Consider the following 22722-nt stretch of genomic DNA (forward strand, 5'->3'; position numbering starts at 1 on the left):
GTTAGCCCTCAAGCTTAGACTTATCACGCACTGCGCCTTTGTCGGCACTGGTCGCCATGCTTGCGTAAGCTTTCAGTGCGAAAGACACTTCACGTTGACGGTTTTCTGGTTTCCAGCCTAATGCATCTTGTTTTTCACGACGCGCTTCTAGTTCTGCTTCAGGAACATCAAGCGTGATTGAGCGGCTAGGGATATCGATAGTGATGATATCGCCTGTGTTCACTAGACCAATTACACCACCGCTTGCTGCTTCTGGAGAAGCGTGACCGATAGACAGACCTGATGTACCACCAGAGAAACGACCATCGGTTAGAAGAGCACAAGACTTGCCTAGACCCATAGATTTTAGGTAAGTCGTTGGGTAGAGCATTTCTTGCATACCCGGGCCGCCTTTAGGACCTTCGTAACGAATGACAACCACTTCGCCTGCTTTTACTTTACCCGCTAAGATGCCTTCTACTGCCGTATCTTGGCTTTCGAATACGATTGCAGGGCCTTGGAATTTAAGGTTTTCTTCATCAACACCCGCAGTCTTAACGATACAACCATCAACCGCGATGTTACCTGAAAGTACCGCTAGGCCACCTTCTTGGCTGAACGCGTTTTCTTTGGTACGAATACAACCTTCTTTGCGGTCGTCATCTAGACGATCCCAACGGCAATCTTGTGAGAAAGCTTTGGTGGTACGGATGCCCGCAGGACCTGCACGGAAGAACTTAAGCACGGCTTCGTCTTCTGTTTGCATGATGTCGTATTGAGCGAGCTGCTCTTGCATACTTAGGCCAAGTACGGTGCGAGTTTGATTATTCAGTAGGCCAGCACGATCAAGCTCACCTAGGATAGCCATTACGCCACCAGCACGGTGAACGTCTTCCATGTGGTATTTCGGTGTTGAGGGAGCAACCTTACATAGGTGTGGAACGCGACGAGACATCTCATCGATATCATCCATATCAAAATCAATGTCACCTTCTTGAGCAGCGGCTAAAAGGTGAAGTACTGTGTTACTTGAGCCACCCATTGCGATATCAAGCGCCATAGCATTATCAAAGGCTGCGCGATTTGCGATGTTGCGAGGCAGTGCTGACTCGTCATCTTTCTCGTAGTAACGCTTGGTTAGATCAACGATGCGTTTACCAGCGTTGATGAATAGCTCTTCACGGTCTGCGTGCGTCGCCAACATTGAACCGTTACCCGGCTGAGATAGGCCAAGTGCTTCTGTTAGACAGTTCATTGAGTTTGCTGTGAACATACCTGAACATGAACCACAGGTTGGACATGCAGAACGTTCTACTTGCTCACTTTGCTCGTCTGAAATCGTTGGATCGGCACCTTGGATCATTGCATCAACAAGGTCGAGCTTGATGATTTGATCTGAAAGCTTGGTTTTACCTGCTTCCATTGGGCCGCCTGATACAAAGATCACTGGGATGTTAAGGCGCATTGCTGCCATCATCATTCCCGGAGTGATTTTGTCACAGTTAGAGATACATACCATTGCATCCGCACAGTGTGCATTGACCATGTATTCTACTGAGTCTGCGATAAGCTCACGTGATGGCAGTGAGTACAGCATGCCGCCGTGACCCATTGCGATACCATCATCGACCGCGATGGTGTTGAATTCTTTTGCGATACCACCCGCTTTCTCGATTTCACCCGCAACCAGCTGACCCATATCTTTAAGGTGAACGTGGCCTGGAACAAATTGAGTGAAAGAGTTTACAACCGCGATGATCGGCTTACCGAAGTCATCATCTTTAACGCCAGTTGCACGCCATAAAGCGCGCGCACCAGCCATGTTGCGTCCGTGGGTAGTAGTTGCTGAACGATAGATTGGCATTGCTTAAATCCTTATAAAATATTTGGCTGTTGCTTACTTAGTTGTCTGTGTTTGGTTTTCTGACGCGTGGTCTGCTGGATAAACATAATCTAACCAGCCCCACTTATCTTCAGTAGTGCCATTGAATAAACCAAAGTAAGCTGCTTGAACTTTTTCAGTGATAGGACCGCGTTTGCCTTCACCTACTGTAATTTTGTCTACGCTGCGAACCGGAACGATCTCTGCAGCTGTGCCTGTCATGAATACTTCATCGGCAAGGTATAGCGCTTCACGAGCAATGTTCTCTTCACGGATTTCGTAACCCATGTCTTTTGCTAGTGTCATGATTGAATCACGGGTGATGCCCGGTAGAATCGCGCTGGTTGCTGGTGGCGTTGATAACACACCATTACGAATCACAAAGATGTTCTCGCCAGCACCTTCTGAAAGGTAACCATCGACGCTCAGTGCGATACCTTCATCGTAACCATGACGACGAGCTTCACCACCAACCAGTAATGAAGATAGGTAGTTACCACCGGCTTTCGCAGCGGTAGGGATAGTATTTGGAGCGGCACGATTCCAGCTTGAAATCATCGCATCTACACCATTCTCTAGCGCTTCTTCACCTAGGTAAGAACCCCAAGGGAACGCAGCGATGATCAGATCCATCTCAGTATTTTCTGGCGGACACACACCCAAACCAACATTACCGACAAAGCCCAGTGGGCGTATGTACGCAGACTGTAGCTTATTTTGGCGTAGCGTTTCGCGAGTCGCTTCCATAATTTCTTCCTCAGTAAAAGGAATAGGGAAGCGGTAGATTTTCGCTGAGTCTTTTAGGCGTCTTGCATGCTCTGGGTGACGGAAGATTACCGGCCCTTTTGGCGTGTTGTAACAACGAACGCCTTCAAACACAGAAGTACCGTAGTGCATTGCGTGAGTCAGGACGTGAACGTTCGCCTCTGCCCAAGGAACCATTTCACCGTTAAACCAAATATAGTCTGCTGTTTTAGCTGTCATGTTTGCGGTTCCTTATGCGTTTATCTTTTGCTGTAAGTTGTTGTTTGGCAATTCATTACGACTGATAGAGATAACGTCAACGGAACGTACATCCCACAGCTTTTCGATTTGGTTTACCAAAAAAGAGATCGGACGGTCACTGTCGACAATGATCTCAACACTCGCCACTTTGCTTTCGTGGTTTTGAGTGCCCGCAACTTGCTTAACAATGAAGCCACGGTGGCGGATAACACGAAGAACACGCTCTAGTAGTACAGGCTTATCATCGGCTTTGATGTCTAATAGGTATCTTTTCATGTTATGTGTTCTCCAACATCTCACTGTTTGAAGCACCTGGCGGTACTAGTGGCCATACGTTTTCTTCTTCATCGATAAGGACGTGAAGTAGGTAAGCAGTTTTGCTTTCTAGCATCTCTTTCAATGCTGGCTCTACTTCTTCTTTACGAGTGATGGTTTTGCCCGGGATATCAAATGCTTTCGCGAGCATGACGAAATCAGGGTTGTCATCTAAGATGGTTTCACTGTGTCGGCCATCAAAGAACAGAGATTGCCATTGGCGAACCATGCCCAAGCGAGAGTTATTCAGAAGCACCATCTTCACTGGGATCTGACGACGCTTTAGCGTGCCAAGCTCTTGTATGTTCATCATGAATGAACCATCACCAGAGATAAGAATCGATTGGTCATCAGGACGGCCAACCGATGCACCCATAGCGGCTGGTAAACCAAAGCCCATAGTGCCTAAACCGGCTGAGGTGATGAAGTTTTGTGGATCGCGAGGCTGAATGTGCTGAGCGGCCCACATCTGATGTTGGCCAACATCCGTCGAAATGATAGAGCTTGCTGGCATCATGTCTGATAACTGCTTTAGCAGTAGTGGAGCAAAGATCAGATCACCTGGGTGGTCGTAGCGCCACTTGAATGAGCTACGAAGGCCTTCTGAGTGGTGAACCCAAGATGAGATGTCTTGGCTCAGTTCTAGTTGAGGCAGGATCTTGTTGATGTCACCGCGAATTGGCGCATCAGCAAGGCGCAGTTTACTGAACTCTGCGGCATCGATATCGATATGGATAACTTTTGCGTGAGGAGCAAAAGTATCAAGCTTGCCTGTTACTCGGTCATCAAAACGAGCACCGACAACAATCAATAGGTCACTTTCTTGAACCACTAGGTTAGCGGCTTTAGTGCCGTGCATACCAAGCATGCCAAGGTAGTGCGGGTCGTCACGTTCAATGGTGCCTAAGCCTTTCAGTGTGCTTACGGCCGGCATTGGGTTAAGGTGTAAAAACTCGCGAACTGCATCGGTTGCTTTCGCCAGTTGAACGCCACCACCTACGTATAAAACAGGACGAGTCGCTTGAGACAAGAAATACTGAGCTTGTTCAATAGCATCCGTTGTCACAACAGGAATGGCTGGTGGTGTAAATTCAGGAAGAATTTTTACAGGGGATTCGGCTAGTTGAACATCTTTAGCGATATCGACAATAACCGGACCGGGACGCCCTGCTTTTGCAACGATAAATGCTTCAGCCAATGTTGGCGCAAGATCTTCAATATCGGTAACGAGGTAGCTGTGTTTAGTACATGACAGAGACATACCAATCACATCCATTTCTTGGAATGCATCGGTACCGATGTGGGAGCTAGCAACTTGACCTGTGATAGCGACGAGTGGGATGGAGTCCATAAAGGCATCAGCAAGACCTGTTACTAGGTTAGTCGCGCCTGGGCCTGAGGTTGCCATACAAACAGCCACGTCTTGTGTTGCACGCGCCATACCAATGGCAGCCATTGCAGCACCTTGTTCATGGCGACAAAGGATGTGTTCAACACCGCCGTCATAAAGTGCATCGTAGATTGGCATGATGGCACCACCTGGGTAACCAAATACGGTCTCAATGCCTTGTTGCTTGAGTGCGGATACGACTAGTTCTGCGCCTTTCATCGTAATCCCTCCGTATTACCTTTATTTTGGTCATTGTTTCCGTTGTCTTTGCACATCTTGTGCTCCCATTCTTCCTGTAAATCGGCAAGGCCGAAAATAATAAAAATTATAAAAATCGAATCGCTAAATTAGAAAAAACCCCCGGACTTTTCAGTGCGGGGGTTTTTTCTAATTCGTGGTTACTTTCTTCCCACTCGCCCCCGCGCAGTCTTAATAATGACTACGATAATCAGGTTAATCAGTGCGTAAATGCGAGCGTTAAAAATCATAATATTCGAGTTTTCTCGTTTATTGTCTTCAGTAAAAGTCTACATCTCTAGTGTTATCACACAAATCTGCAGTATGACAAGGAAAATGTCATTCTTTTTTCACATTAAAACACCATTCCACCAAGCTATATAACAACCTTATCGCTTTGGTGAGCAACGAATACCCAGAGCGAATACTTTTAAATCAAAGACAAAGGAAAGTTATGGGACTCGCGATAATTCACAGCCGGGCTAGTGTGGGAGTAGAGGCACCAGAAGTGACCGTTGAAGTGCATATAAGCAACGGTATGCCTGGGTTTACATTGGTGGGGCTACCTGAAACGACGGTCAAAGAATCTAAAGATCGAGTCAGGAGTGCCATCATCAATTCTCGCTTTGAATTTCCTTCGAAAAGGATCACGGTCAACCTCGCGCCTGCTGATTTACCCAAAGAGGGAGGGCGTTTCGATCTGCCAATCGCGCTTGGGATTTTGGTGGCGTCAGATCAGCTTCCGACATCAAAAATAGCTCAACATGAATTTATCGGTGAGTTGGCATTGTCAGGAGAGTTGCGCTCGGTAAAGGGCGTTCTGCCTGCGACGTTAGCCGCCGATAGTGTCGAGCGATGCTTAGTAGTTCCACATCACAATGGTGATCAGGCGGCCTTAGTCGGCAAGGGGGCCCATAAATCAGCACAAACCTTGCTAGAGGTTTGTGCGGATATGTGTGGTCAGGCTCAGCTTGGTTTATATCGAACCGAGCATCATCATGTCGATGTGTCTGATAATCGTGACTTACAAGATATTATTGGCCAGCAGCAAGGTAAGCGAGCACTGGAGATCGCCGCAGCGGGCAACCATAACCTGCTTTTTCTCGGCCCGCCTGGAACTGGGAAAACCATGTTGGCTTCTCGATTGCGCGATTTGTTACCTGAGATGAGTGACGACGAGGCGATGGAAACCGCTTCGGTGGCTTCTTTAACGCAACAAGAGATTAATCAATACAACTGGAAACAACGACCTTTCCGTTCCCCACACCATTCGAGTTCGATGGCAGCATTGGTCGGTGGTGGCTCGATACCTCGCCCCGGTGAGATATCTTTGGCGCATAATGGCTTATTGTTTCTTGATGAGATGCCAGAGTTTGAGCGTAAGGTGCTTGATTCACTGCGAGAGCCGCTAGAGTCGGGTGAAATCATTATCTCCCGTGTCGCGGGTAAGACTCGCTTTCCTGCTCGCTTTCAATTAGTCGGTGCACTTAACCCAAGCCCAACAGGTTATTACGAGGGCAATCAAGCTCGAGCGAACCCGCAAATTATCCTGCGTTACCTCAACCGCTTATCTGGGCCATTATTGGATAGATTCGATATGTCATTGGAGATCCCTCTATTGCCCAAAGGGATGTTAGCCGAAGGCGGTGATCGTGGAGAAACCACTCAAGTCGTGAAGCAACGAGTTAAACAAGCGCGTCAGTTGATGTTATCTCGAAACCATAAGTCGAATGCACTGTTAGGTAGCCGAGAAATTGAAAAATATTGCCCGTTAAGGCGTGAGGATGCGGAGTTTCTTGAGACCGCACTGCATCGATTAGGTTTATCGATTCGTGCCTATCATCGAATCATCAAGGTAGCGCGAACTATTGCAGACTTAGAGGGTAACGAGCAGATTGAAAAGAAGCACTTATCAGAGGCACTTGGCTACCGAGCGATGGATCGCTTGCTGAAACAACTTTCAGCTCAAGCTGTGTAGTCATACCAATCGTAGTAAACAACGGGTCATTTATTTACTGTGATTGGTATAAAAACAAGAAAGCCTGCTTTTTACGCAGGCTTTCGTTGTTATGAACCAATTGTTATGAACTAATGGTTATTAGCGAGCAGTAATGCCTAACTAGAACTTGTAGTTCAGGCCAACTGAAACGATATATTGAGACTCGTCGTAGAAGGTAATGTTCGAGTCGCTGGTGCCGTAGCCCGCCAGTGAAATAAATGACCAGTTGTCCCAGTTCATGAATTGGTCATATTCATACGCGGCGAAAAGGTTAATGTTGTCATCGCTGCGAGTTTTGTCGTAAATCGAGTTGTTAGCATCGTAAGAACGTTGGTTGTAGCCTGCGGTTAATGCGTACTGATGACGGCCCATGCCACCAAACAAACTCACTTCACCACCAAACTGGTCGTAAGACTCAGCGTTACCGTCGGCATCTCTGGTTTGATAAATGATCGATGGGATAAGCATCATGGTGCGGCTCAATGGAACGCGGTATTGGCCTTTCAGGTAGAGAGTATTCGCATCTCGTTTGAGCTCTTGTTCTTGAATCTCATCATTGTCGACATCTTTAGTCGCGTAAGCCATGTCTAGCGAGAATGCAGAACCTGCGATGCTACTTAATTTCAAACGAAAGGCATTGCCGGTTTCATCGGTTTTGCTTCGAGCAACGCCTTCTGCGTAAGGATTTGCCCAAGTCTCACCTGACATTATGGTTGGCAGAAGTGACGCGTCGATGGTCATGCCTGACTCTAGTTGGTATTTATAGCCAACCTCCAGTACAACAGTACCGGTAGCCACATCATCACGAGCGGTACCTGTGTACACCTGGTGATTTAGCTTTTCACCAAAGGTGTAAGCGACACTGCCTAAAGGTGCGACAAGAAATGAGCTCTCAGATGAGGCTTTCTGTGTATTTGACGAAATGGTGCTATCAGCATCGGTATTAAAGTTTGAGGTGGAAGAGGCAACCCCGGTATTGATAGATATTTCACCACTGAAACCTTGTTCGTCTGCAAGCTTGGCAAAAGCGGGAGAGGCTGCAACGCTCAATGCGAGAAGAGTTATTTTTATTTTCATTCAAGGGCTCCTTGCCCACCGGTTCTTAGGACGGGTTATTAATAGCAGTAAAGCTTTAAATTTCCAGGTTAATTATTTATCAATGATGATTTTTGAACAAGCAAAAAAAAGGAAGCCGAAGCTTCCTTTAATCATTACCTTACTTCTTTAATAAGAAGTTAACCAGCTCGAAGTACTCATCGAGAGAGTTAATGCCTTGAGCGTCAATCAGGTAGCGGTTGTTTACTACAACAGCTGGAACGCCTGACAAGCCGCTGTCTTTGAATGCTTTGTCGAAACGACGAACCATAGAATCTACTGCAAAGCCGTTGTATGCCGCATCGAATTTCTTAGCATCAACGCCTTCATCAAGGAAGATTTGACGCAGTTCTGCTTCATCGCGTGGTGGCTTGTTCATGGTGTGGATGCGGTTAAACATCACTGGCACCATTTTATCTTCAACTTTCAGTGCAATCATGGTCGCGTAAGCTTTGCTCATTGGCAGACCCATGTTGCCACCCATGAATGAAACATGGTTCTTCTGTAGCTTAGCGTCTTTAGGTAGCTGTTGTTTTAGCTGCTGGATGATTGGCTCAAAGCTATTACAGTGTGGGCAGTAAAAAGAGAAGAACTCTGTCACCATTGGTTTTTTTGATGCTTCTAGATCGAGAACTTTGTAGTGTTCACCTTCGTTAAATTTCGCAGCGTGAGCTGAAAGGCTCAACATGATCAATGAGAAAAATGCGAATAGCTTTTTCATTTATCCAATCTCCATTATGTTTGAATTTTTATCTAGTTGTATGTTGCGATTGCTGTTACCACTGAGGCATTAACGAAAGTGGTGGCTCTTGCAGGGTAGCAATTTGCTCTTTACAAGCAAGTACTTGTTGCTCCCAGTATTTCGGGTCATTAAACCATGGGAAGGCCAAAGGAAACGCTGGATCGTGCCATCGTTTCGCTAACCACGCCATGTAATGCACCATACGTAGACCGCGCAGAGGTTCGATTAGTTTCAGTTGCGCGGTATTAAAATCGCAAAACTCTTGATAACTCTCTAGCAGAATATCCAGTTGCATCATTTTATCTTGGCGTTCGCCGTTAAGCAGCATCCACAGATCTTGAACAGCAGGACCATTACGCGCGTCATCAAGATCGACGAACATTGGCCCGTCGCGCCACAAGATATTGCCCGGGTGGCAGTCGCCATGGAGACGAATGTTGTCAATGTTACTTGGCCACTGGCTCTCTAGCTCTTTGATCAGAAGGTCGACGTCATTGAAGAACGCGTTCTCTAGGTGCGTTGGGATAAACTGAGAATTCTCTAGAATCTTACGTGGCTGATAAAGGTATTCATCTAAGCTGATGGTCGGGCGATGCTGAAATGTTCTTCCAGCACTGGCTTTATGAATACGGCCAAGAAAGCGTCCAACGCCTTCCAATTGATCTAGATTGTCGACTTCATATTGCCTGCCACCGACGCTTTCAAACAGTGCAAATAGATAGCCTTGATATTCATGCAAGGTTGCGCCGTTGATTCGCATAGGTGGAGCAACCGGTAACTCTTGTTCGATCAGCTCTAACGCGAAGTCGTGCTCTTCTTGGATCTGTGCTGTGTTCCAACGCTGCGGACGATAAAACTTAACGACGTAGCGTTTACGGTCTTCATCGGTGAATTGATACACCCGGTTTTCGTAGCTGTTGAGAGCGAGAAGCCCGGATTCAGCACGAACTCCAATACTCTCCAGTGCGTACCACATGAAGTCAGGAGTCAGGTTATCAAAGTTAAAGGCTTGCATCGTCATAGAATAAAAAAGGCTCATTACTGAGCCTTTTTCCATTTATTGGGGTGTTATACCAAGCACTAAGGTGGCTGGTATCAGAGCTTCTTGATAAAGCGGCTTTCGACTTCCATCGTAAACTCTTCATTATCCGAGAGTATAAACTGAATTGTCGAAACTGGTGAGCTCAGTTTTTCTGGATCGACGCCTAAGCTGATAGGAAGGTTTAAAACCTCACCTGGGTCTACGGTGATCGTTTGTTTACCGTACCAGATAGAATCTGGTAGCCCGCTGACATCAAGCTTGTACTCTTGCTCTTGCTGAGTTTTGTTGATTACTTTCAAGTTGTAAGTATTTTCGACAAGCCCTTGGCTATTGATTCTAAATAGTTGGTTTCTATCTCGTAGAACGCTTAAGCCTGCAGGATCAACACTCGCTATCTGTGCGAAGAACAAACCCAGCATGACGTTCAATATAGCGCCATAACCTAGCAGCTTAGGACGCATCACCTTGGTTGTGTGACCATCGAGCCTGTGCTCGGTAGTGTAGTTGATCAGACCTTTGTCATAACCCATACGTTCCATGGTGTTGTCGCAGGCATCAATACACGCGCCACAGTTAATACACTCGTATTGTAGGCCGTCACGGATATCGATACCTGTTGGGCACACCTGAACGCATAAATTACAGTCAATACAGTCGCCTAGACCAAGTTCTTTTGGATCGGTTTTACGAGAGCGAGGGCCGCGGCTTTCACCTCGTTCAGTGTCGTAACCCACGATGAAGGTATCTTTATCGAACATTGCAGATTGGAAACGCGCGTAAGGACACATGTGCAGACAAACAATAGAACGCATCCATCCCGCATTCGCATAAGTACACCCAGCAAAGAACAATACCCAAAACACCGGCCAGAAAGTCGAGTTAAAGGTAAAGAAGCCAACCACCAGCTCTTTGATTGGGATGAAATAACCGACAAAGGTTAAGCCCGTCGCAATCGCAATCGCCCACCACGCGATGTGTTTGATGGTTTTTCTGATAATTAAATTGCTCGTCAGTTTGCCCGAGTCTTGTTTTCTTCGCTTATTGGCAGCACCTTCTAGTTTCTCTTCGAACCAGATGTACATGAAGGTCCAGACGGTTTGCGGGCATAAATAACCACACCAGACTCGCCCTAAGAAGGTGGTTATGAAGAATAAGCCAAACGCAGCAATCATAAATAGGATGGCGAGTAGGGTCAGATCTTGTGGGTACAACGTGGTGCCAAAGAAGTTGAACTGCTGGCTACCGATATCGAGCAAGATCGCTTGTCGTTCACCAAATGGAATCCATGGGATAAGCGCAAAAAGTAAAAGTAAGAACCAACCGCCGTAACGACGAAGTTGTTGGAATTTACCTTTGCTTTCTCGAACATAGATTCGGTTACTTGGGTTAAATCGATCTCCATTACCTTTATGTGTTTTTGGGTTAAAGGTTTTAGGAGTCACATCTTTGATGTCGATTTTATCCTGACTCATGGACTATCCTTTTTGTGGCTTGTTTGCCCGGTTAAGTCGGGCATGACGACATTACTTGAAAGTATGGTTTAGAGAACCCGTTGAAATTGAGCTTGGTGCATTTGTTGTTATCGCACTCACTCTTATTATTTTAGAAGATTCTTATGGATGGCGATTATAGCGACAATCTTGTTCTCATTTCTTTAACGCTATCAACCTTTAACAACAAAAGTCATAACAGTTGTGACGAAAAAATAGCGAACAGAAACAAAAAAGCGACCGAGTGGTCGCTTTTCGAAATTGATTGTTTTATTTATACGGCAATTGAGTTCTAACCAAATAGGCGATTAAAGAAGGCCACGCGCTTTTAGAATTGCCGTTTTGAAATCATCTTCTTGGTCTTTTTTAAGACCTGGGATCATTTCATCTTTTTCGCTGTTACGCATTTTTAGATGGTAGATAAGAACATCGTCAGTCAGCTCTTCTAGCTTGCCTTGGTAGCCTGCTTCGTTTGATAGCTTAATGATGAACTCTAATAGGTTAAGCTCTTGATCTTTCTGCCACTCAGGCTCCATCAGTTCAAGCAGTTCCTCAATGCGGTGACACTTCATACTTTACTTCTCCACAAATTTTATAATGATTTGTGGTTAAGGTATCAAATCGGGTAGGGAATACCAATGTGTAAAGACATTTCAAGATGGGACTGGGCAAGAAAAAAGCGCAGTAAAAACTGCGCTTTTCGTTAAGCGGCTTTAATTACTTTTGTTGCAGTCGGTGCTAATAAAGCAGTCTTCTGAACGAGAGTCATTGTAGGAGCCAATTTCTTAGCCGTTGGAGCAGCAACAAAGCCACTACGACGACGCATCGCACTACGGTTGGTGTGCGAGAACCTGACAGCTGTTGGGCGCATTAATTTACCTAACGGTCAGGCATATCCATTGCCAATCTAATGGCCTGACTTATCATGAGCTTCGCTTCAATTACTTGAAGAGTCACTCGTCTGGCTTTCGCCAATCCGAAAAATAAATCAGGATAATGATATGCATGCATATCAAGGCTTAGATTATCACTATCTAAGTTATCGATCGACGCCTGAGTGATAATTAAACGATATTAGAGCTAAAATAGTGTGAGCAGTATATTTGAGTTTGAACCTCTTTCAGGCTTAAGATGATGCTTTAAAGGAGGTGCATATGTCGTTCTTAAAGAAAACGTTAGCTAGTTTTGGTATTGGATCTGCCAAAGTGGATTCTGTATTGCAACAGGAAGTGCTTTACCCAGGGAAGAAGGCGAGCATTATTGTGCATGTCTATGGTGGCGCTCAGCCACAAGAAATCGACAACATTGATCTCAACTTGTGCTGTCGTTACGTCAAAGAAGTCACCATGAACTCGCAAAGGCAAGAAGGCGGTCATAAACGCCGAATGCACCAGACGTACTCGTTGGCTAAATGGAGCCTGCCGTATGCCTTTGTGATTCAGCCGGGAGAAACCCGTGACTTTGAATGTGAGTTTGATGTACCGCTGAATACACCAGTCACGATTGGTGATTCAAAGGTGTGGCTAGAAACCGGGTTGGACATTGCGATGGCGATTGACCCATCGGATAAAGACACTTTAACGGTTCGTCCTGATGCACTCCTCGATGGCATCTTTAACGAACTTGAAGCTCAAGGGCTACGGATACGCCAAGTGGAGTGTGAAGCGGTCGATGGCTTTGAACTGCCGTTTGTCCAAGAGTTTGAGTTTGTGCCGACTACTGGCCCTTATCATGGTCGCTGGCGTGAGCTTGAGGTTGTTGCTCATCGTGGTGAGACAGAACTTAAGTTGTGGTTTGAGGTAGACCGCAATCGCGATGGCGCAAAAGGTATGTTGGCGAGTTTGCTGGGAATTGGTCAGCTACAGCGTCAATTGAGTGTCCCGCTTGATACCTCACCAGAAGACGCAGGTAAGATGGTGGTCGAGTATTTAGAAAACGCGTCTTAGCTGAATCGCACATTTTATAAGTCATTTTGTCATAAAAATTTAAGCTTACACGTGTAAGCTTAATGTGTAATACTGGGTCAATCGAACATTTACTCTAGTAGGATACTCATGTCTGCATCATCAGCCAGCGAATACAGTGACATCGAAGAGCGCGCTAATGCGATAACCCATGGTTTGGGCGTCGTACTTGGCGTAGTGGGCCTGATCCTGTTACTGATTCGTGCGTTTGATTACCAAGCCGACATGCTTACTGTTGCCAGTATGGCGGTGTATGGCAGCAGTATTATTCTGCTCTTTCTTGCTTCCACGTTGTACCACTCGATCACCACTGAGAAAACCAAGCGCTTACTCAAAACGCTCGATCACTGTGCTATTTATTTGCTGATCGCGGGCAGTTACACGCCGTTTCTTTTGGTGGGCTTAAGAACCCCATTAGCGATGGGCTTGATGGCGGTGATCTGGGGAATTGCGCTGGTGGGCATCATCATGAAGATTGCCTTTGTTTACCGATTCAAGCGCTTATCGTTATTCATTTACTTAGCGATGGGTTGGCTATCTTTGATTGTTGTTTATCAATTAGCGATGAACATCGATATAGGTGGTTTGGTGTTACTGGCGGTTGGCGGGGTGATTTACTCGCTGGGTGTGATTTTCTATGTGGCAAAACGCATCCCTTATAACCATGCCATCTGGCACCTGTTTGTGTTGGCGGGCTGCGCTTGCCATTTCTTCGCTATCTATCTGTTTGTGACACCGGTTTAGCGGGCAACGACTTCGATAATCTCGGCTTTAATCTGATATTCAGGGTGCTCTGCTAGGTCGAGTTCTATCAACTTACCTTCTTCAGCTGTCTTTGGTCGCAGGTAAGTGTCGGCCATTCGTTTGATTGATTTCCAGACCGCTACTTCTTGTTGTGCCAGTAACTCACCTTCTGCGGTAAATACGCTGATGTTAAGTGATACCAAAATGACAGCTTGAGTGCCTTGGTTGGTGATGGCTGTCGGAATGATAAGCTCACCACCTTCATAGCGGCTCGCGCCTAATACGACATCCACTCCGGATTGAGACAGTTGCAAGCTTGGCTTTTTACTATTAACCACAATCGTAGTACCACGCGTACTCGTTGCAACTGGGACTGCGACTACGGGTATAGCTGCGACTGGCGCCGTCGCTACCGCTGAAGTTATCTCTGTCGTTGTTGTTTCTTCTGTTTTCTTTTCTGCCATATACTGCCAAGTAAAATCGTCTTTTAGTAACACTTGCTTGCCATCAGGCAATGTGACCATTTGATCAGCAAAGGCAGAACTTACGAATACTGAGTTTGCGAGCAATGCGCTAGCGAGAAGTACGTATGATTTCATCTGTGTTTCCTTAAATATTCGCGGAATTAGCGTCGCCAAAAGGCTGGGAAAAATAGAACAATGAGCGTCAGTATTTCGAGTCGTCCCATTAGCATGCCTAAACTTAGCAACCATTTAGCGGCGTCTGGCAGTGGAGCAAAGTTCCCGGTTGGACCGATCACGCTGCCCATGCCTGGGCCCACGTTGGCAACGGCTGTGATAGCGCCAGATATACTGGTCACAGGATCAAGTCCCATCGCGCTCAAGCCGCCTGCAATTAAGATAATCGTGATAAAGAACATCAAACCAAATGCCACGAGTGAACGCACAATATCGTCATTCACAGGTCGCTGATTGTAGCGTTGAACAAACACGCCTGATGGGTGAATCAGCTTCATCATTTGTTTGTGGAGCATGGTCATCGCGATCTGGAAGCGGAAGATTTTGATACCGCCAGAGGTTGAACCCGAGCACGCGCCCGCCATCATTAGGAAGGCAAACAAGGTGGTTGGCAGTGCACCCCAGGCGGTGAAGTCTTCTAAGCCAAAACCGGTTGTGGTGACGACTGATACGATGTTGAACATCGAAACACGCATCGCATCCATAACAGTGTAGCCATCTCTAACCACCAACCATGTTGATATTACGGCGCTGGTGACCAAGAACAGGTATGTAAAACCTCTCACTTGCGCGTCTTTGTAGAGGATTGAGAGTTTTCGGCCTCGCAGTGCGCTAACGAACAGTAAGAAAGGCAGACCGCCAAGGAACATGAACAGTGTTCCCACCCAGTGAGCACTGTTGGAGAAGTGGTTCATCGATCCATCTGAGGTTGAGTAACCCCCCGTCGACAGTGTTGTGAACGCGTGATTGATCGCGTCAAAGATGCCCATGCCTGCAAACAAATAGCTAATGATGCATAAACCAGTCAGAACCAGATAAACCGCCACGATGTTCTTCGCGACGGTTTTTGCTCGTGGGCTGCTTTTATCTGACCAGTCGGATGATTCTGTTTGGAACAGGCGCATACCACCAACGTTGAGCATTGGTAGAACCGCTACCGCCATAACGATAAAGCCGATGCCACCTAACCATTGCAGTATAGAACGCCACAACAGAATGCTTGGTGCCATGCTGTCTAAGCCGCTTAATACGGTTGAGCCTGTCGTGGTGATACCTGACATGGTTTCGAAGTAGGCGTCCGTAAAGCTGATGTGGTTAATGAATACAAAGGGCAGGGCGGCAAAGGCGCTGGCAATTGTCCAAACCAAAGAGGTGATAAGGAACATGTCCCGCACCCCAAGTCGGAACTTAGCGGAGCGACCCAAGCTCAAGCAGATGAACGCCACAATGTGCGTGATCACTACCGATTGACCAAACTCGAGGAAGCCACCGGTGCCAGTAAAAAAGGCAACCAATGTGGGGATGTACATGAAAAGGGCGAGTTTTGATAACACTAACCCTATCACTAATAATATCGGACGAAAGTTGACCATAGCTTAATAGACCATAGCTTTAATTGATTACAGCTTTGTGCCGGAGCGCCGTTCTCACAAAAGAAAGTTGCGAGAAGAAGCTCACGAGAACAAGGCTATAAGAAGAACGGGCTCGGTTGGAATAGAGACTCAACATCCGGTACGTATTTCTTGTCCACTAGGAACATCACTACGTGGTCATCCTGTTCGATTACGGTTCTATCGTGCGCGATAAGCACCTCTTCTCCGCGAACAATCGCACCAATAGTGGTGCCCGGTGGCAGTTTGATGTCGCCAATCGCTCGGCCAACGACTTTAGATGTGGTCTCGTCACCGTGAGCAATGGCTTCAATCGCCTCAGCAGCACCGCGACGTAGAGAGGATACGTTAACAATATCAGCACGACGAACGTGAGTAAGCAGCGCAGAAATCGTCGCTTGCTGTGGAGATATCGCAATATCAATCACGCCACCCTGAACAAGGTCGACATAAGCGCCACGCTGAATCAGCACCATTACTTTCTTGGCACCCATTCGCTTCGCCAGCATCGCTGACATGATGTTGGTTTCATCTTCATTGGTTAGAGCGATGAACACATCCACCTGATCGATATTCTCTTCGGTCAGCAGTTCTTGGTCGGCTGCGTCACCACAGAATACGATGGTGTTTTCTAATTCTTCAGATAGCTTCTCGGCGCGAGTGTAGCTGCGCTCGATAAGTTTAATGCTATAGCTTTGCTCAAGGCGTTTTGCCAAGCTTGCACCAATGTTACCACCGCCAACAATCATGATGCGACGATACGGTTTCTCTAAGCGCTGAAGCTCACTCATCACTGAGCGGATATGGTTACTCGCAGCCACAAAGAAAACCTCATCATCGGCTTCAATGATGGTAGTTCCTTGTGGGCGAATAGGGCGACCTTGACGGAAGATAGCGGCAACACGAGTATCAATGTGCGGCATGTGCTCACGCAAAGCAGACAGTGCGTTACCAACCAATGGCCCACCGTAATAAGCTTTTACTGCTACTAGGCTAACTTTCTGTTCAGCAAAACTCACAACCTGCAGTGCACCAGGGTATTGAATCAGGCGCTCGATGTAGCTAGTGACGAGTTCTTCTGGGGCAATCAAATGATCGACCGGAATCGCCCCTGATTTGAAGAGTGCTTCTTTCTCTTCTAAATATTGTGGAGAGCGGATTCGGGCAATACGGTTCGGTGTATTAAACAGAGAGAAGGCAACCTGACATGCGGCCATGTTGGTTTCATCCATGTTGGTTACGGCAACCAACATGTCGGCATCTTGCGCGCCCGCTTCACGTAGTGTGTTCGGGTGGCTGGCATAACCGTTTACAACCCTAAGGTCGTATTTGTCCTGAAGTTCACGAAGTCGGTCGGCATTACGGTCGACGATCGTGATGTCATTGTTTTCACCCACTAGGTTTTCAGCAAGGGTACCGCCAACTTGTCCAGCACCTAGAATAATGATCTTCATAGCCTTTCTCTTATTTTTTGCCGTTGTAATTCTAGTGATCTCTTTTCGCTTTGATAATGCACTAGAAAGAAACAGCGGCTAAGAAATAAATTCTTAGCCGCTGTTAGTTGTTATGCCTGTTTTACTAGAACTGCGTAGTAGAAGCCATCCATATCTTCTTCACCCGGTAGTATTTGACGACCCGGTTTTTCGATATCAGACCCAACCAGTGTTGCGTTCTCGGTACGCTCTAAGAAGGCTTTCACTTGCAGTACGTTTTCTTGCGGCGTGATAGAGCATGTCGCATAAACCATGGTGCCGCCTTCTTTTAGCTGGCGCCACATTGCATCCAAGATCTCGCTTTGCAGCTCTGCTAGTGCATCAATATCCGATGCACGACGTAGCCACTTAATGTCAGGGTGACGGCGAATTACACCCGTCGCTGAACATGGAGCATCAAGTAGGATGCGGTCAAACTGACTGCCCGTCCACCACTCTTCAGGGTAGCGAGCATCACCACAGATTACGTCGGCACGTAGTTGTAGGCGTTCAAGGTTATCGTAAACGCGGTCTAGGCGCTTAATATCACTGTCGATTGCAACCACTTCAGTGTCTTGAGTATGTTCAAGAATGTGTGCAGTTTTACCACCAGGTGCTGCGCAGCAATCTAGGATTAGCTCACCATCTTTTGGTGTTAGGAAATCAACGGAAAGCTGAGCTGCAGCATCTTGCACAGATACCCAGCCTCTGTCGAAGCCAGGAAGCAAAGTAACGTCACAAGGTGAGGCTAATTTTATGGCATCAGCTGCTTCAGGGTGCAGTGTGTATTCAATGTTTTCGTTTTTAAGCAGTTCAATATACTCGTCACGAGTGTGGTGTTGGCGGTTTACGCGCAGCCACATTGGTGCCTTGTTATTGTTTGCTTCAACCAATTGCTCCCACTGATCTGGGTAGCTCTCTTGAAGCATTTTTAGAATCCAGCTTGGATGGCTGTATTTGCCAGCATTGTGGCTAACGGCTTTCTCGTCTAGTTCTTCTTGATCGCGCAGATAGCTGCGAAGTACGGCATTGATCAAACCACTGAGGCTTGGGCCACGCAGTGTTTTGGTTGCTTCAACTGTTTCAGCAACGGCGGCATGCGAAGGAATTCGCATAAAGCCCAACTGATAAATGCCTACTAGGATCAGGTGATGGAAGACGCGCTTTTTACCTTTAAGCGAGTTTTCCATCAGTTCGTTAGCGATTGACTCTAAGCGAGGCAGGTAACGAAGTGCGCCGTAGCAAATCTCTTGCAGTAGAGCATGGTCTCGCGGACGGATCGTTTTTTGAGCCGCAGGGAGAGCGTGTGAAAGAGAGTGGCCTTTATCGACAACTTGGAATAGGACATTTGCAGCAGCAGCGCGAACATTCATGAGGGGTACCGAATATTTATTTGAATACATGAGGGCATCTCTGCCCTCGTAAAGGTTTTCTAAACTGTGTTTTTACAAGCTACACAAAGGTTTTCTAAACTGTGTTTTTACAAGCTACACATTTTTAAGTGCATATTGAGTAGCTTTAAAGCGGTTAAGAAAGTTGAGTACCAACTTCAAACCAGCTTGCACGTGAGTTCAAGATGTCTTGAACTGACATGGCTTTTTTACCTGGAACTTGCAGTTGTTCCAAAACCAGTACTTTGTCGCCAGTCGCAACATAGATACCCGTTTTATCTGCTTTGATGATTGAGCCAGCTGGCGCAGATGTTGATTCTTCATCAACACGTGTCTGCCAAACTTTAATGCTTTTTTCATCATTAGAGCTGCTATCAGTAATCGCAAAGTGACTCATTGGCCATGGGTTGAAAGCGCGCACACAACGTTCGATGTGTTCTGCACTGTCATTCCAATCAATTTTAGCTTCGTCTTTGCTCAGCTTCTTCGCGTAGTTAGCAAGTTCGTCATCTTGCTTTTCAGCAACGGCTTTACCAGAAGCGATGTCAGCTAAACATTCAACACGAGCATCAGGGCCAAGGCCAGCTAACTTCTCGTACATTGACGCGCTAGTATCTGTCGCTTCGATTGGCAGCGTTGCGATGCTTAGCATATCACCGGTATCTAGGCCGATATCCATCTGCATGATCGTCACGCCTGTCTCTTTATCACCCGCCCAGATAGAGCGTTGGATCGGAGCAGCACCACGCCAGCGTGGCAGGATTGAACCATGCACGTTGATACAACCCAAGCGAGGCGTATCTAATACAGCTTGTGGAAGAAGCAAGCCGTAAGCGACAACAACCATGATGTCAGCATTCAAATCTGCTAGCTCTTGCTTAGCTTCATCTGACTTGAGGTTTTCTGGTTGGTAAACCGGAATATTGTTTTCAAGTGCGATGTTTTTTACTGGGCTCGCAGTCAGTTTTTTACCGCGGCCTGCTGGACGATCTGGCTGTGTGTAAACAGCAATAACTTCATGCTCCGAAGACAACAACGCCGCCAAATGACGGGCGGCGAAATCCGGAGTACCTGCGAAGACAATTCTTAAAGATTGACTCAAGGTAGACTTCCTTCTTAATTTAGTAATAGCAGCGGTTATTAACCTTGTTTCTCGTTGAAACGTTTAATCTTCGCTAGCTTATCTTGAATACGTTTGCGCTTTAGTGGCGATAGATAATCAACAAACAACTTGCCTTCTAAGTGGTCAAGTTCGTGCTGAACACAGATAGCCAGAAGGTCGTCAGCGTCGAATGTGAATTCGTTGCCTTCACGGTCTAATGCTTTAACCGTTACTTCTGCAGCGCGAGGGACTAGAGCTCGAGCGCCTGGTACAGATAGACAGCCTTCTTCGATACCATCTTCGCCACGTTTGTCGGTAATTTCAGGGTTGATCAGAACCATAGGCTCGTCACGTGTTTCTGAAATGTCGATAACAACGATGCGCTGGTGGAAATCTACTTGCGTTGCCGCAAGGCCGATACCTTCTTCGTCGTACATGGTTTCAATCATGTCATCAACGAACTTTTGAATCTCTGGGGTAACTTCTTTTACCGGTTTCGCCACGGTACGTAGACGATCATCTGGTAATGTTAATACTTGTAATACAGACATATACACTCGAAATATTGAACTGTGCCGAAACAGCTTAAACCTTGTTGGCTCAATTCTAGACATTTTAGAGGTCAAATGACAGCATCCTGAAGTTAATTCTCTAATCAGATGTCATATATTCAGACCAAGGAACCTAGGTCATGCGTCATTTTTCTCCCACTTTTTCTCTTATTTGTGCCTCGCTTTCGTTCGCCGTTATGGCTGAAAATAGTGAGCAACCTTTAACCATTAAACAAGGCGCACCCGAGGCGTATGTGGTGGTTAAGGGGGATACCTTATGGGATATTTCCGCGATGTATCTCGATAGCCCTTGGTTGTGGCCAAGGCTATGGCAGGTAAACCCTGAAATAGAAAACCCTCACCTTATTTACCCTGGAGATAAATTGTCTCTAGTTTGGATTAATGGCGAGCCTGTGTTGAGCCTCAAACCCGTCATAAAGCTAAGCCCTAAGATTCGTGTATCAGAGAAGAAAGCAGTACCTACCGTGAATGAGGGGCTTGTTCTACCGTATCTACAATCTGACCGCTTGGTTGAGCAGCAAGATATCCAGTCAGCGCAACGAGTGTTAGGGACCAGTGATGGCAAACGCTTCTTATCGGGTGAAGACCGATTGTTTATTTCGGGAAACCAGCAGCATCAAAAATGGGGTATCTACCGTGCCGTCGAGACTTATCAAAGGCAACAACATCAAGCGAGTATTACCTCTTTGCGTTTGGTCGCCACGGCGCGCTTGAAAGAGGTGGATGCTGAGTTCAGTAGTTTACAGATAGAGACTCAACTGCAAGAGGTGTTACTTAATGACCTCGTGTTACCAGAACTTGGCGTTGCTCAGGTGAAGCTCTCAACCACATTTTATCCAGCGCCTAGTGCTGCGGGGCAGTTTGCTAATATCTTGGGTTCATTAGATGGCAGCCAATACAGTGCAAAGAATCAAGTGGTCGTTATTAATAGAGGCTCACAGGACAATCTTCGCCAAGGCTCTATGTTTACGCTCAGTGAAAGCGGCGCTGTGGTGTTTGGTAAGCAAGGCGAATACAGCTACAAAGAGTCTGCGGCGAGCGATAAGGTGCAGTTGCCAAGTACCTCACTTGGTAGTTTGATGGTCATTCGTCCTTATGAGTATTTTAGCTTGGCCTTGATCACTCAGAGCTCAAAACCGGTTAGTAATGATATTCTGGCGGTATCGCCTTTGGATCTGGCTTTGAAGGAAGAAGCTAAGGGCACCGAGTGAATGAGCAACAACTGAGTGCTTGGTTAACTCTAAGTTTTGTTCCGCAATTGGGTGGCAAGCGCCTTTCTCGACTGCTGAGTATTGATTCCCCTTCGAATATTGTTGGTTACTCAAGTCAGCAACTGCAAGCGCTTGGTTTGTCTGCCAAGCAAATTGCCTATCTAAGAGAGCAAGCCCCAAGAGAAGTGGAGGCTTGCCTAGAGTGGCAAGCAAGACAACCCAACCATCACATCATTACCCCGAATTGCTCGCATTATCCCAAACTGCTGAATGAGACCGCCTCCGCGCCAAGCGTGCTTTTCGTTAAAGGTCACGTTGAAAAACTGATTGAGCCTCAAATCGCTATGGTCGGCAGTCGCAATGCCAGTCTCGAAGGGTTGCAAACCGCGAAGTCGTTCGCCAAAGAGTTCGTCCAAAACGGTTTGATTGTCACCAGTGGCTTAGCGCTCGGTATCGATGGCTATGCTCATGATGGTGCTCTAGATAAAGGAGGGGAAACTTTTGCTGTATTGGGTTCTGGATTGGATTCCATTTATCCTGCGCGACACAGAAATTTAGCCGATAGGATCTGTGAAAATGGCGCATTGATTTCAGAGTTTCGCCCAAGTGCCAAACCACGACCTGAACATTTCCCTCGCCGTAACCGTATTATAAGTGGGTTATCGCTCGGAACCTTGGTGGTTGAAGCGGCTGAGAAGAGTGGTTCTTTGATTACAGCTCGCTATGCCATGGAGCAAGGCCGAGAGGTGTTTGCGCTTCCTGGCTCTATTCATAACCCAACCAGTCGAGGAGGTAATAGCTTAATCAAAGCTGGAGCATGCTTGGTACAGAGTGCACAAGATGTTCTGATTGAAATAAAGAGTCTGTTAGACTGGTCTATACCCAATCAACTTGAAGATGCGGGCTTGAGCACTTGAAAATTATCATTTATTCGAGACGTCAAAGAGTCTGCGATCTCAGGTAGAGTCACAATGCAAAAATTCTCGATGGCTTCTCTGAAT

The 22722-nt window shown here is 46.6% G+C and carries 20 protein-coding genes and 2 pseudogenes; 5 read left to right on the forward strand and 17 right to left on the reverse strand.

Annotated features, from left to right (window positions below; all coding sequences use genetic code 11):
- Position 1: 1 nt before the first annotated feature.
- From ilvD to ilvG, 4 genes are read right to left on the reverse strand one after another with little or no spacing between them, the layout of a single operon-like run.
- Positions 2 to 1843, reverse strand: a complete 1842-nt coding sequence (ilvD, locus tag H5300_RS07700; protein WP_108196432.1) for a dihydroxy-acid dehydratase — start codon at positions 1841 to 1843, stop codon at positions 2 to 4.
- Positions 1844 to 1876: 33 nt separating this feature from the next.
- On the reverse strand, positions 1877 to 2845 hold the full coding sequence (locus H5300_RS07705) for a branched-chain amino acid transaminase (protein ID WP_171317162.1): 969 nt from the start codon (positions 2843 to 2845) through the stop codon (positions 1877 to 1879).
- Between the two features lie 12 nt (positions 2846 to 2857).
- Positions 2858 to 3142 (reverse strand): acetolactate synthase 2 small subunit, encoded by a 285-nt coding sequence (gene ilvM / locus H5300_RS07710; protein WP_017077311.1) that lies wholly within the window; start codon positions 3140 to 3142, stop codon positions 2858 to 2860.
- A 1-nt stretch (position 3143) separates the two neighbouring features.
- The gene (gene ilvG, locus H5300_RS07715) at positions 3144 to 4790 is read right to left on the reverse strand and encodes an acetolactate synthase 2 catalytic subunit (protein WP_182795737.1); all 1647 of its coding nucleotides are present in this window, start codon (positions 4788 to 4790) and stop codon (positions 3144 to 3146) included.
- 472 nt (positions 4791 to 5262) lie between these two features.
- Here ilvG and H5300_RS07720 point away from each other — a divergent pair, with 472 nt between their 5' ends.
- Positions 5263 to 6786 carry a YifB family Mg chelatase-like AAA ATPase gene (locus H5300_RS07720; protein WP_004735753.1) on the forward strand — a complete coding sequence of 508 codons (1524 nt, stop codon included), beginning with the start codon at positions 5263 to 5265 and terminating at the stop codon, positions 6784 to 6786.
- Positions 6787 to 6927: 141 nt separating this feature from the next.
- On the opposite strand, the gene H5300_RS07725 is transcribed toward H5300_RS07720, so the two are convergent.
- The 6 genes from H5300_RS07725 to H5300_RS07750 all read right to left on the reverse strand — a co-directional run bounded on the left by H5300_RS07725 (position 6928) and on the right by H5300_RS07750 (position 12047).
- Positions 6928 to 7884, reverse strand: coding sequence for a DUF2860 domain-containing protein (locus tag H5300_RS07725; RefSeq protein WP_182795738.1), 957 nt, complete (start codon positions 7882 to 7884; stop codon positions 6928 to 6930).
- A gap of 139 nt (positions 7885 to 8023) precedes the next feature.
- Positions 8024 to 8623, reverse strand: coding sequence for a thiol:disulfide interchange protein DsbA/DsbL (locus H5300_RS07730; RefSeq protein ID WP_004735755.1), 600 nt, complete (start codon positions 8621 to 8623; stop codon positions 8024 to 8026).
- Between the two features lie 55 nt (positions 8624 to 8678).
- Positions 8679 to 9665: a serine/threonine protein kinase gene (locus H5300_RS07735; protein WP_004735756.1), complete on the reverse strand. Its 987-nt coding sequence runs from the start codon at positions 9663 to 9665 to the stop codon at positions 8679 to 8681.
- A gap of 74 nt (positions 9666 to 9739) precedes the next feature.
- A complete protein-coding gene (ccoG, locus tag H5300_RS07740) occupies positions 9740 to 11158 on the reverse strand; it encodes a cytochrome c oxidase accessory protein CcoG (RefSeq protein WP_182795739.1) in 1419 nt (472 codons plus the stop codon).
- A 326-nt stretch (positions 11159 to 11484) separates the two neighbouring features.
- Positions 11485 to 11748, reverse strand: coding sequence for a YihD family protein (locus H5300_RS07745; protein ID WP_004735759.1), 264 nt, complete (start codon positions 11746 to 11748; stop codon positions 11485 to 11487).
- Between the two features lie 131 nt (positions 11749 to 11879).
- Complete coding sequence (locus tag H5300_RS07750; RefSeq protein ID WP_004735761.1) at positions 11880 to 12047, reverse strand: hypothetical protein; 168 nt, start codon at positions 12045 to 12047, stop codon at positions 11880 to 11882.
- A 283-nt stretch (positions 12048 to 12330) separates the two neighbouring features.
- On the opposite strand from H5300_RS07750, the gene H5300_RS07755 reads away from it, so the two are divergent.
- Both H5300_RS07755 and H5300_RS07760 read left to right on the forward strand, forming a co-directional pair.
- Positions 12331 to 13122 carry a sporulation protein gene (locus H5300_RS07755; RefSeq protein WP_102548825.1) on the forward strand — a complete coding sequence of 264 codons (792 nt, stop codon included), beginning with the start codon at positions 12331 to 12333 and terminating at the stop codon, positions 13120 to 13122.
- Between the two features lie 108 nt (positions 13123 to 13230).
- Positions 13231 to 13884, forward strand: a complete 654-nt coding sequence (locus H5300_RS07760; protein ID WP_004735763.1) for a hemolysin III family protein — start codon at positions 13231 to 13233, stop codon at positions 13882 to 13884.
- Here the strand turns inward: H5300_RS07760 and H5300_RS07765 are convergent.
- The 6 genes from H5300_RS07765 to def all read right to left on the reverse strand — a co-directional run bounded on the left by H5300_RS07765 (position 13881) and on the right by def (position 20489).
- On the reverse strand, positions 13881 to 14483 hold the full coding sequence (locus H5300_RS07765) for a DUF3157 family protein (RefSeq protein ID WP_182795740.1): 603 nt from the start codon (positions 14481 to 14483) through the stop codon (positions 13881 to 13883). The genes H5300_RS07760 and H5300_RS07765 overlap by 4 nt on opposite strands.
- Before the next feature lie 26 nt (positions 14484 to 14509).
- Complete coding sequence (locus tag H5300_RS07770) at positions 14510 to 15955, reverse strand: TrkH family potassium uptake protein (RefSeq protein ID WP_017077319.1); 1446 nt, start codon at positions 15953 to 15955, stop codon at positions 14510 to 14512.
- 95 nt (positions 15956 to 16050) lie between these two features.
- The gene (trkA, locus tag H5300_RS07775; RefSeq protein ID WP_004735766.1) at positions 16051 to 17427 is read right to left on the reverse strand and encodes a Trk system potassium transporter TrkA; all 1377 of its coding nucleotides are present in this window, start codon (positions 17425 to 17427) and stop codon (positions 16051 to 16053) included.
- Positions 17428 to 17537: 110 nt separating this feature from the next.
- Positions 17538 to 18818 (reverse strand): 16S rRNA (cytosine(967)-C(5))-methyltransferase RsmB, encoded by a 1281-nt coding sequence (rsmB, locus tag H5300_RS07780; RefSeq protein ID WP_017081747.1) that lies wholly within the window; start codon positions 18816 to 18818, stop codon positions 17538 to 17540.
- Between the two features lie 154 nt (positions 18819 to 18972).
- Positions 18973 to 19938 (reverse strand): methionyl-tRNA formyltransferase, encoded by a 966-nt coding sequence (gene fmt / locus H5300_RS07785; RefSeq protein ID WP_182795741.1) that lies wholly within the window; start codon positions 19936 to 19938, stop codon positions 18973 to 18975.
- 38 nt (positions 19939 to 19976) lie between these two features.
- Positions 19977 to 20489, reverse strand: coding sequence for a peptide deformylase (gene def, locus H5300_RS07790; RefSeq protein WP_004735769.1), 513 nt, complete (start codon positions 20487 to 20489; stop codon positions 19977 to 19979).
- A 140-nt stretch (positions 20490 to 20629) separates the two neighbouring features.
- On the opposite strand from def, the gene H5300_RS07795 reads away from it, so the two are divergent.
- Positions 20630 to 21721: a LysM peptidoglycan-binding domain-containing protein gene (locus H5300_RS07795; protein ID WP_151417538.1), complete on the forward strand. Its 1092-nt coding sequence runs from the start codon at positions 20630 to 20632 to the stop codon at positions 21719 to 21721.
- Positions 21718 to 22611: pseudogene (gene dprA / locus H5300_RS07800) on the forward strand (DNA-processing protein DprA); the annotation flags it as partial. The gene H5300_RS07795 and the pseudogene dprA, both read left to right, overlap by 4 nt.
- On the opposite strand, the pseudogene H5300_RS07805 reads toward dprA, so the two are convergent.
- Positions 22608 to 22722, reverse strand: a pseudogene (locus H5300_RS07805) (IS630 family transposase); the annotation flags it as partial. The pseudogenes dprA and H5300_RS07805 sit on opposite strands and share 4 nt — an antisense overlap.

Source organism: Vibrio sp. SG41-7 (assembly GCF_014164465.1).
Lineage (GTDB): Bacteria > Pseudomonadota > Gammaproteobacteria > Enterobacterales > Vibrionaceae > Vibrio > Vibrio splendidus.

Coding starts and splice junctions, on each gene's coding strand:
- ilvD (WP_108196432.1), bottom strand. CDS start 1,843: ATGCCAATCTATCGTTCAGCAACTACTACCCACGGACGCAACATGGCT.
- H5300_RS07705 (WP_171317162.1), bottom strand. CDS start 2,845: ATGACAGCTAAAACAGCAGACTATATTTGGTTTAACGGTGAAATGGTT.
- ilvM (WP_017077311.1), bottom strand. CDS start 3,142: ATGAAAAGATACCTATTAGACATCAAAGCCGATGATAAGCCTGTACTA.
- ilvG (WP_182795737.1), bottom strand. CDS start 4,790: ATGAAAGGCGCAGAACTAGTCGTATCCGCACTCAAGCAACAAGGCATT.
- H5300_RS07720 (WP_004735753.1), top strand. CDS start 5,263: ATGGGACTCGCGATAATTCACAGCCGGGCTAGTGTGGGAGTAGAGGCA.
- H5300_RS07725 (WP_182795738.1), bottom strand. CDS start 7,884: ATGAAAATAAAAATAACTCTTCTCGCATTGAGCGTTGCAGCCTCTCCC.
- H5300_RS07730 (WP_004735755.1), bottom strand. CDS start 8,623: ATGAAAAAGCTATTCGCATTTTTCTCATTGATCATGTTGAGCCTTTCA.
- H5300_RS07735 (WP_004735756.1), bottom strand. CDS start 9,665: ATGACGATGCAAGCCTTTAACTTTGATAACCTGACTCCTGACTTCATG.
- ccoG (WP_182795739.1), bottom strand. CDS start 11,158: ATGAGTCAGGATAAAATCGACATCAAAGATGTGACTCCTAAAACCTTT.
- H5300_RS07745 (WP_004735759.1), bottom strand. CDS start 11,748: ATGAAGTGTCACCGCATTGAGGAACTGCTTGAACTGATGGAGCCTGAG.
- H5300_RS07750 (WP_004735761.1), bottom strand. CDS start 12,047: ATGCGCCCAACAGCTGTCAGGTTCTCGCACACCAACCGTAGTGCGATG.
- H5300_RS07755 (WP_102548825.1), top strand. CDS start 12,331: ATGTCGTTCTTAAAGAAAACGTTAGCTAGTTTTGGTATTGGATCTGCC.
- H5300_RS07760 (WP_004735763.1), top strand. CDS start 13,231: ATGTCTGCATCATCAGCCAGCGAATACAGTGACATCGAAGAGCGCGCT.
- H5300_RS07765 (WP_182795740.1), bottom strand. CDS start 14,483: ATGAAATCATACGTACTTCTCGCTAGCGCATTGCTCGCAAACTCAGTA.
- H5300_RS07770 (WP_017077319.1), bottom strand. CDS start 15,955: ATGGTCAACTTTCGTCCGATATTATTAGTGATAGGGTTAGTGTTATCA.
- trkA (WP_004735766.1), bottom strand. CDS start 17,427: ATGAAGATCATTATTCTAGGTGCTGGACAAGTTGGCGGTACCCTTGCT.
- rsmB (WP_017081747.1), bottom strand. CDS start 18,818: ATGAATGTTCGCGCTGCTGCTGCAAATGTCCTATTCCAAGTTGTCGAT.
- def (WP_004735769.1), bottom strand. CDS start 20,489: ATGTCTGTATTACAAGTATTAACATTACCAGATGATCGTCTACGTACC.
- H5300_RS07795 (WP_151417538.1), top strand. CDS start 20,630: ATGCGTCATTTTTCTCCCACTTTTTCTCTTATTTGTGCCTCGCTTTCG.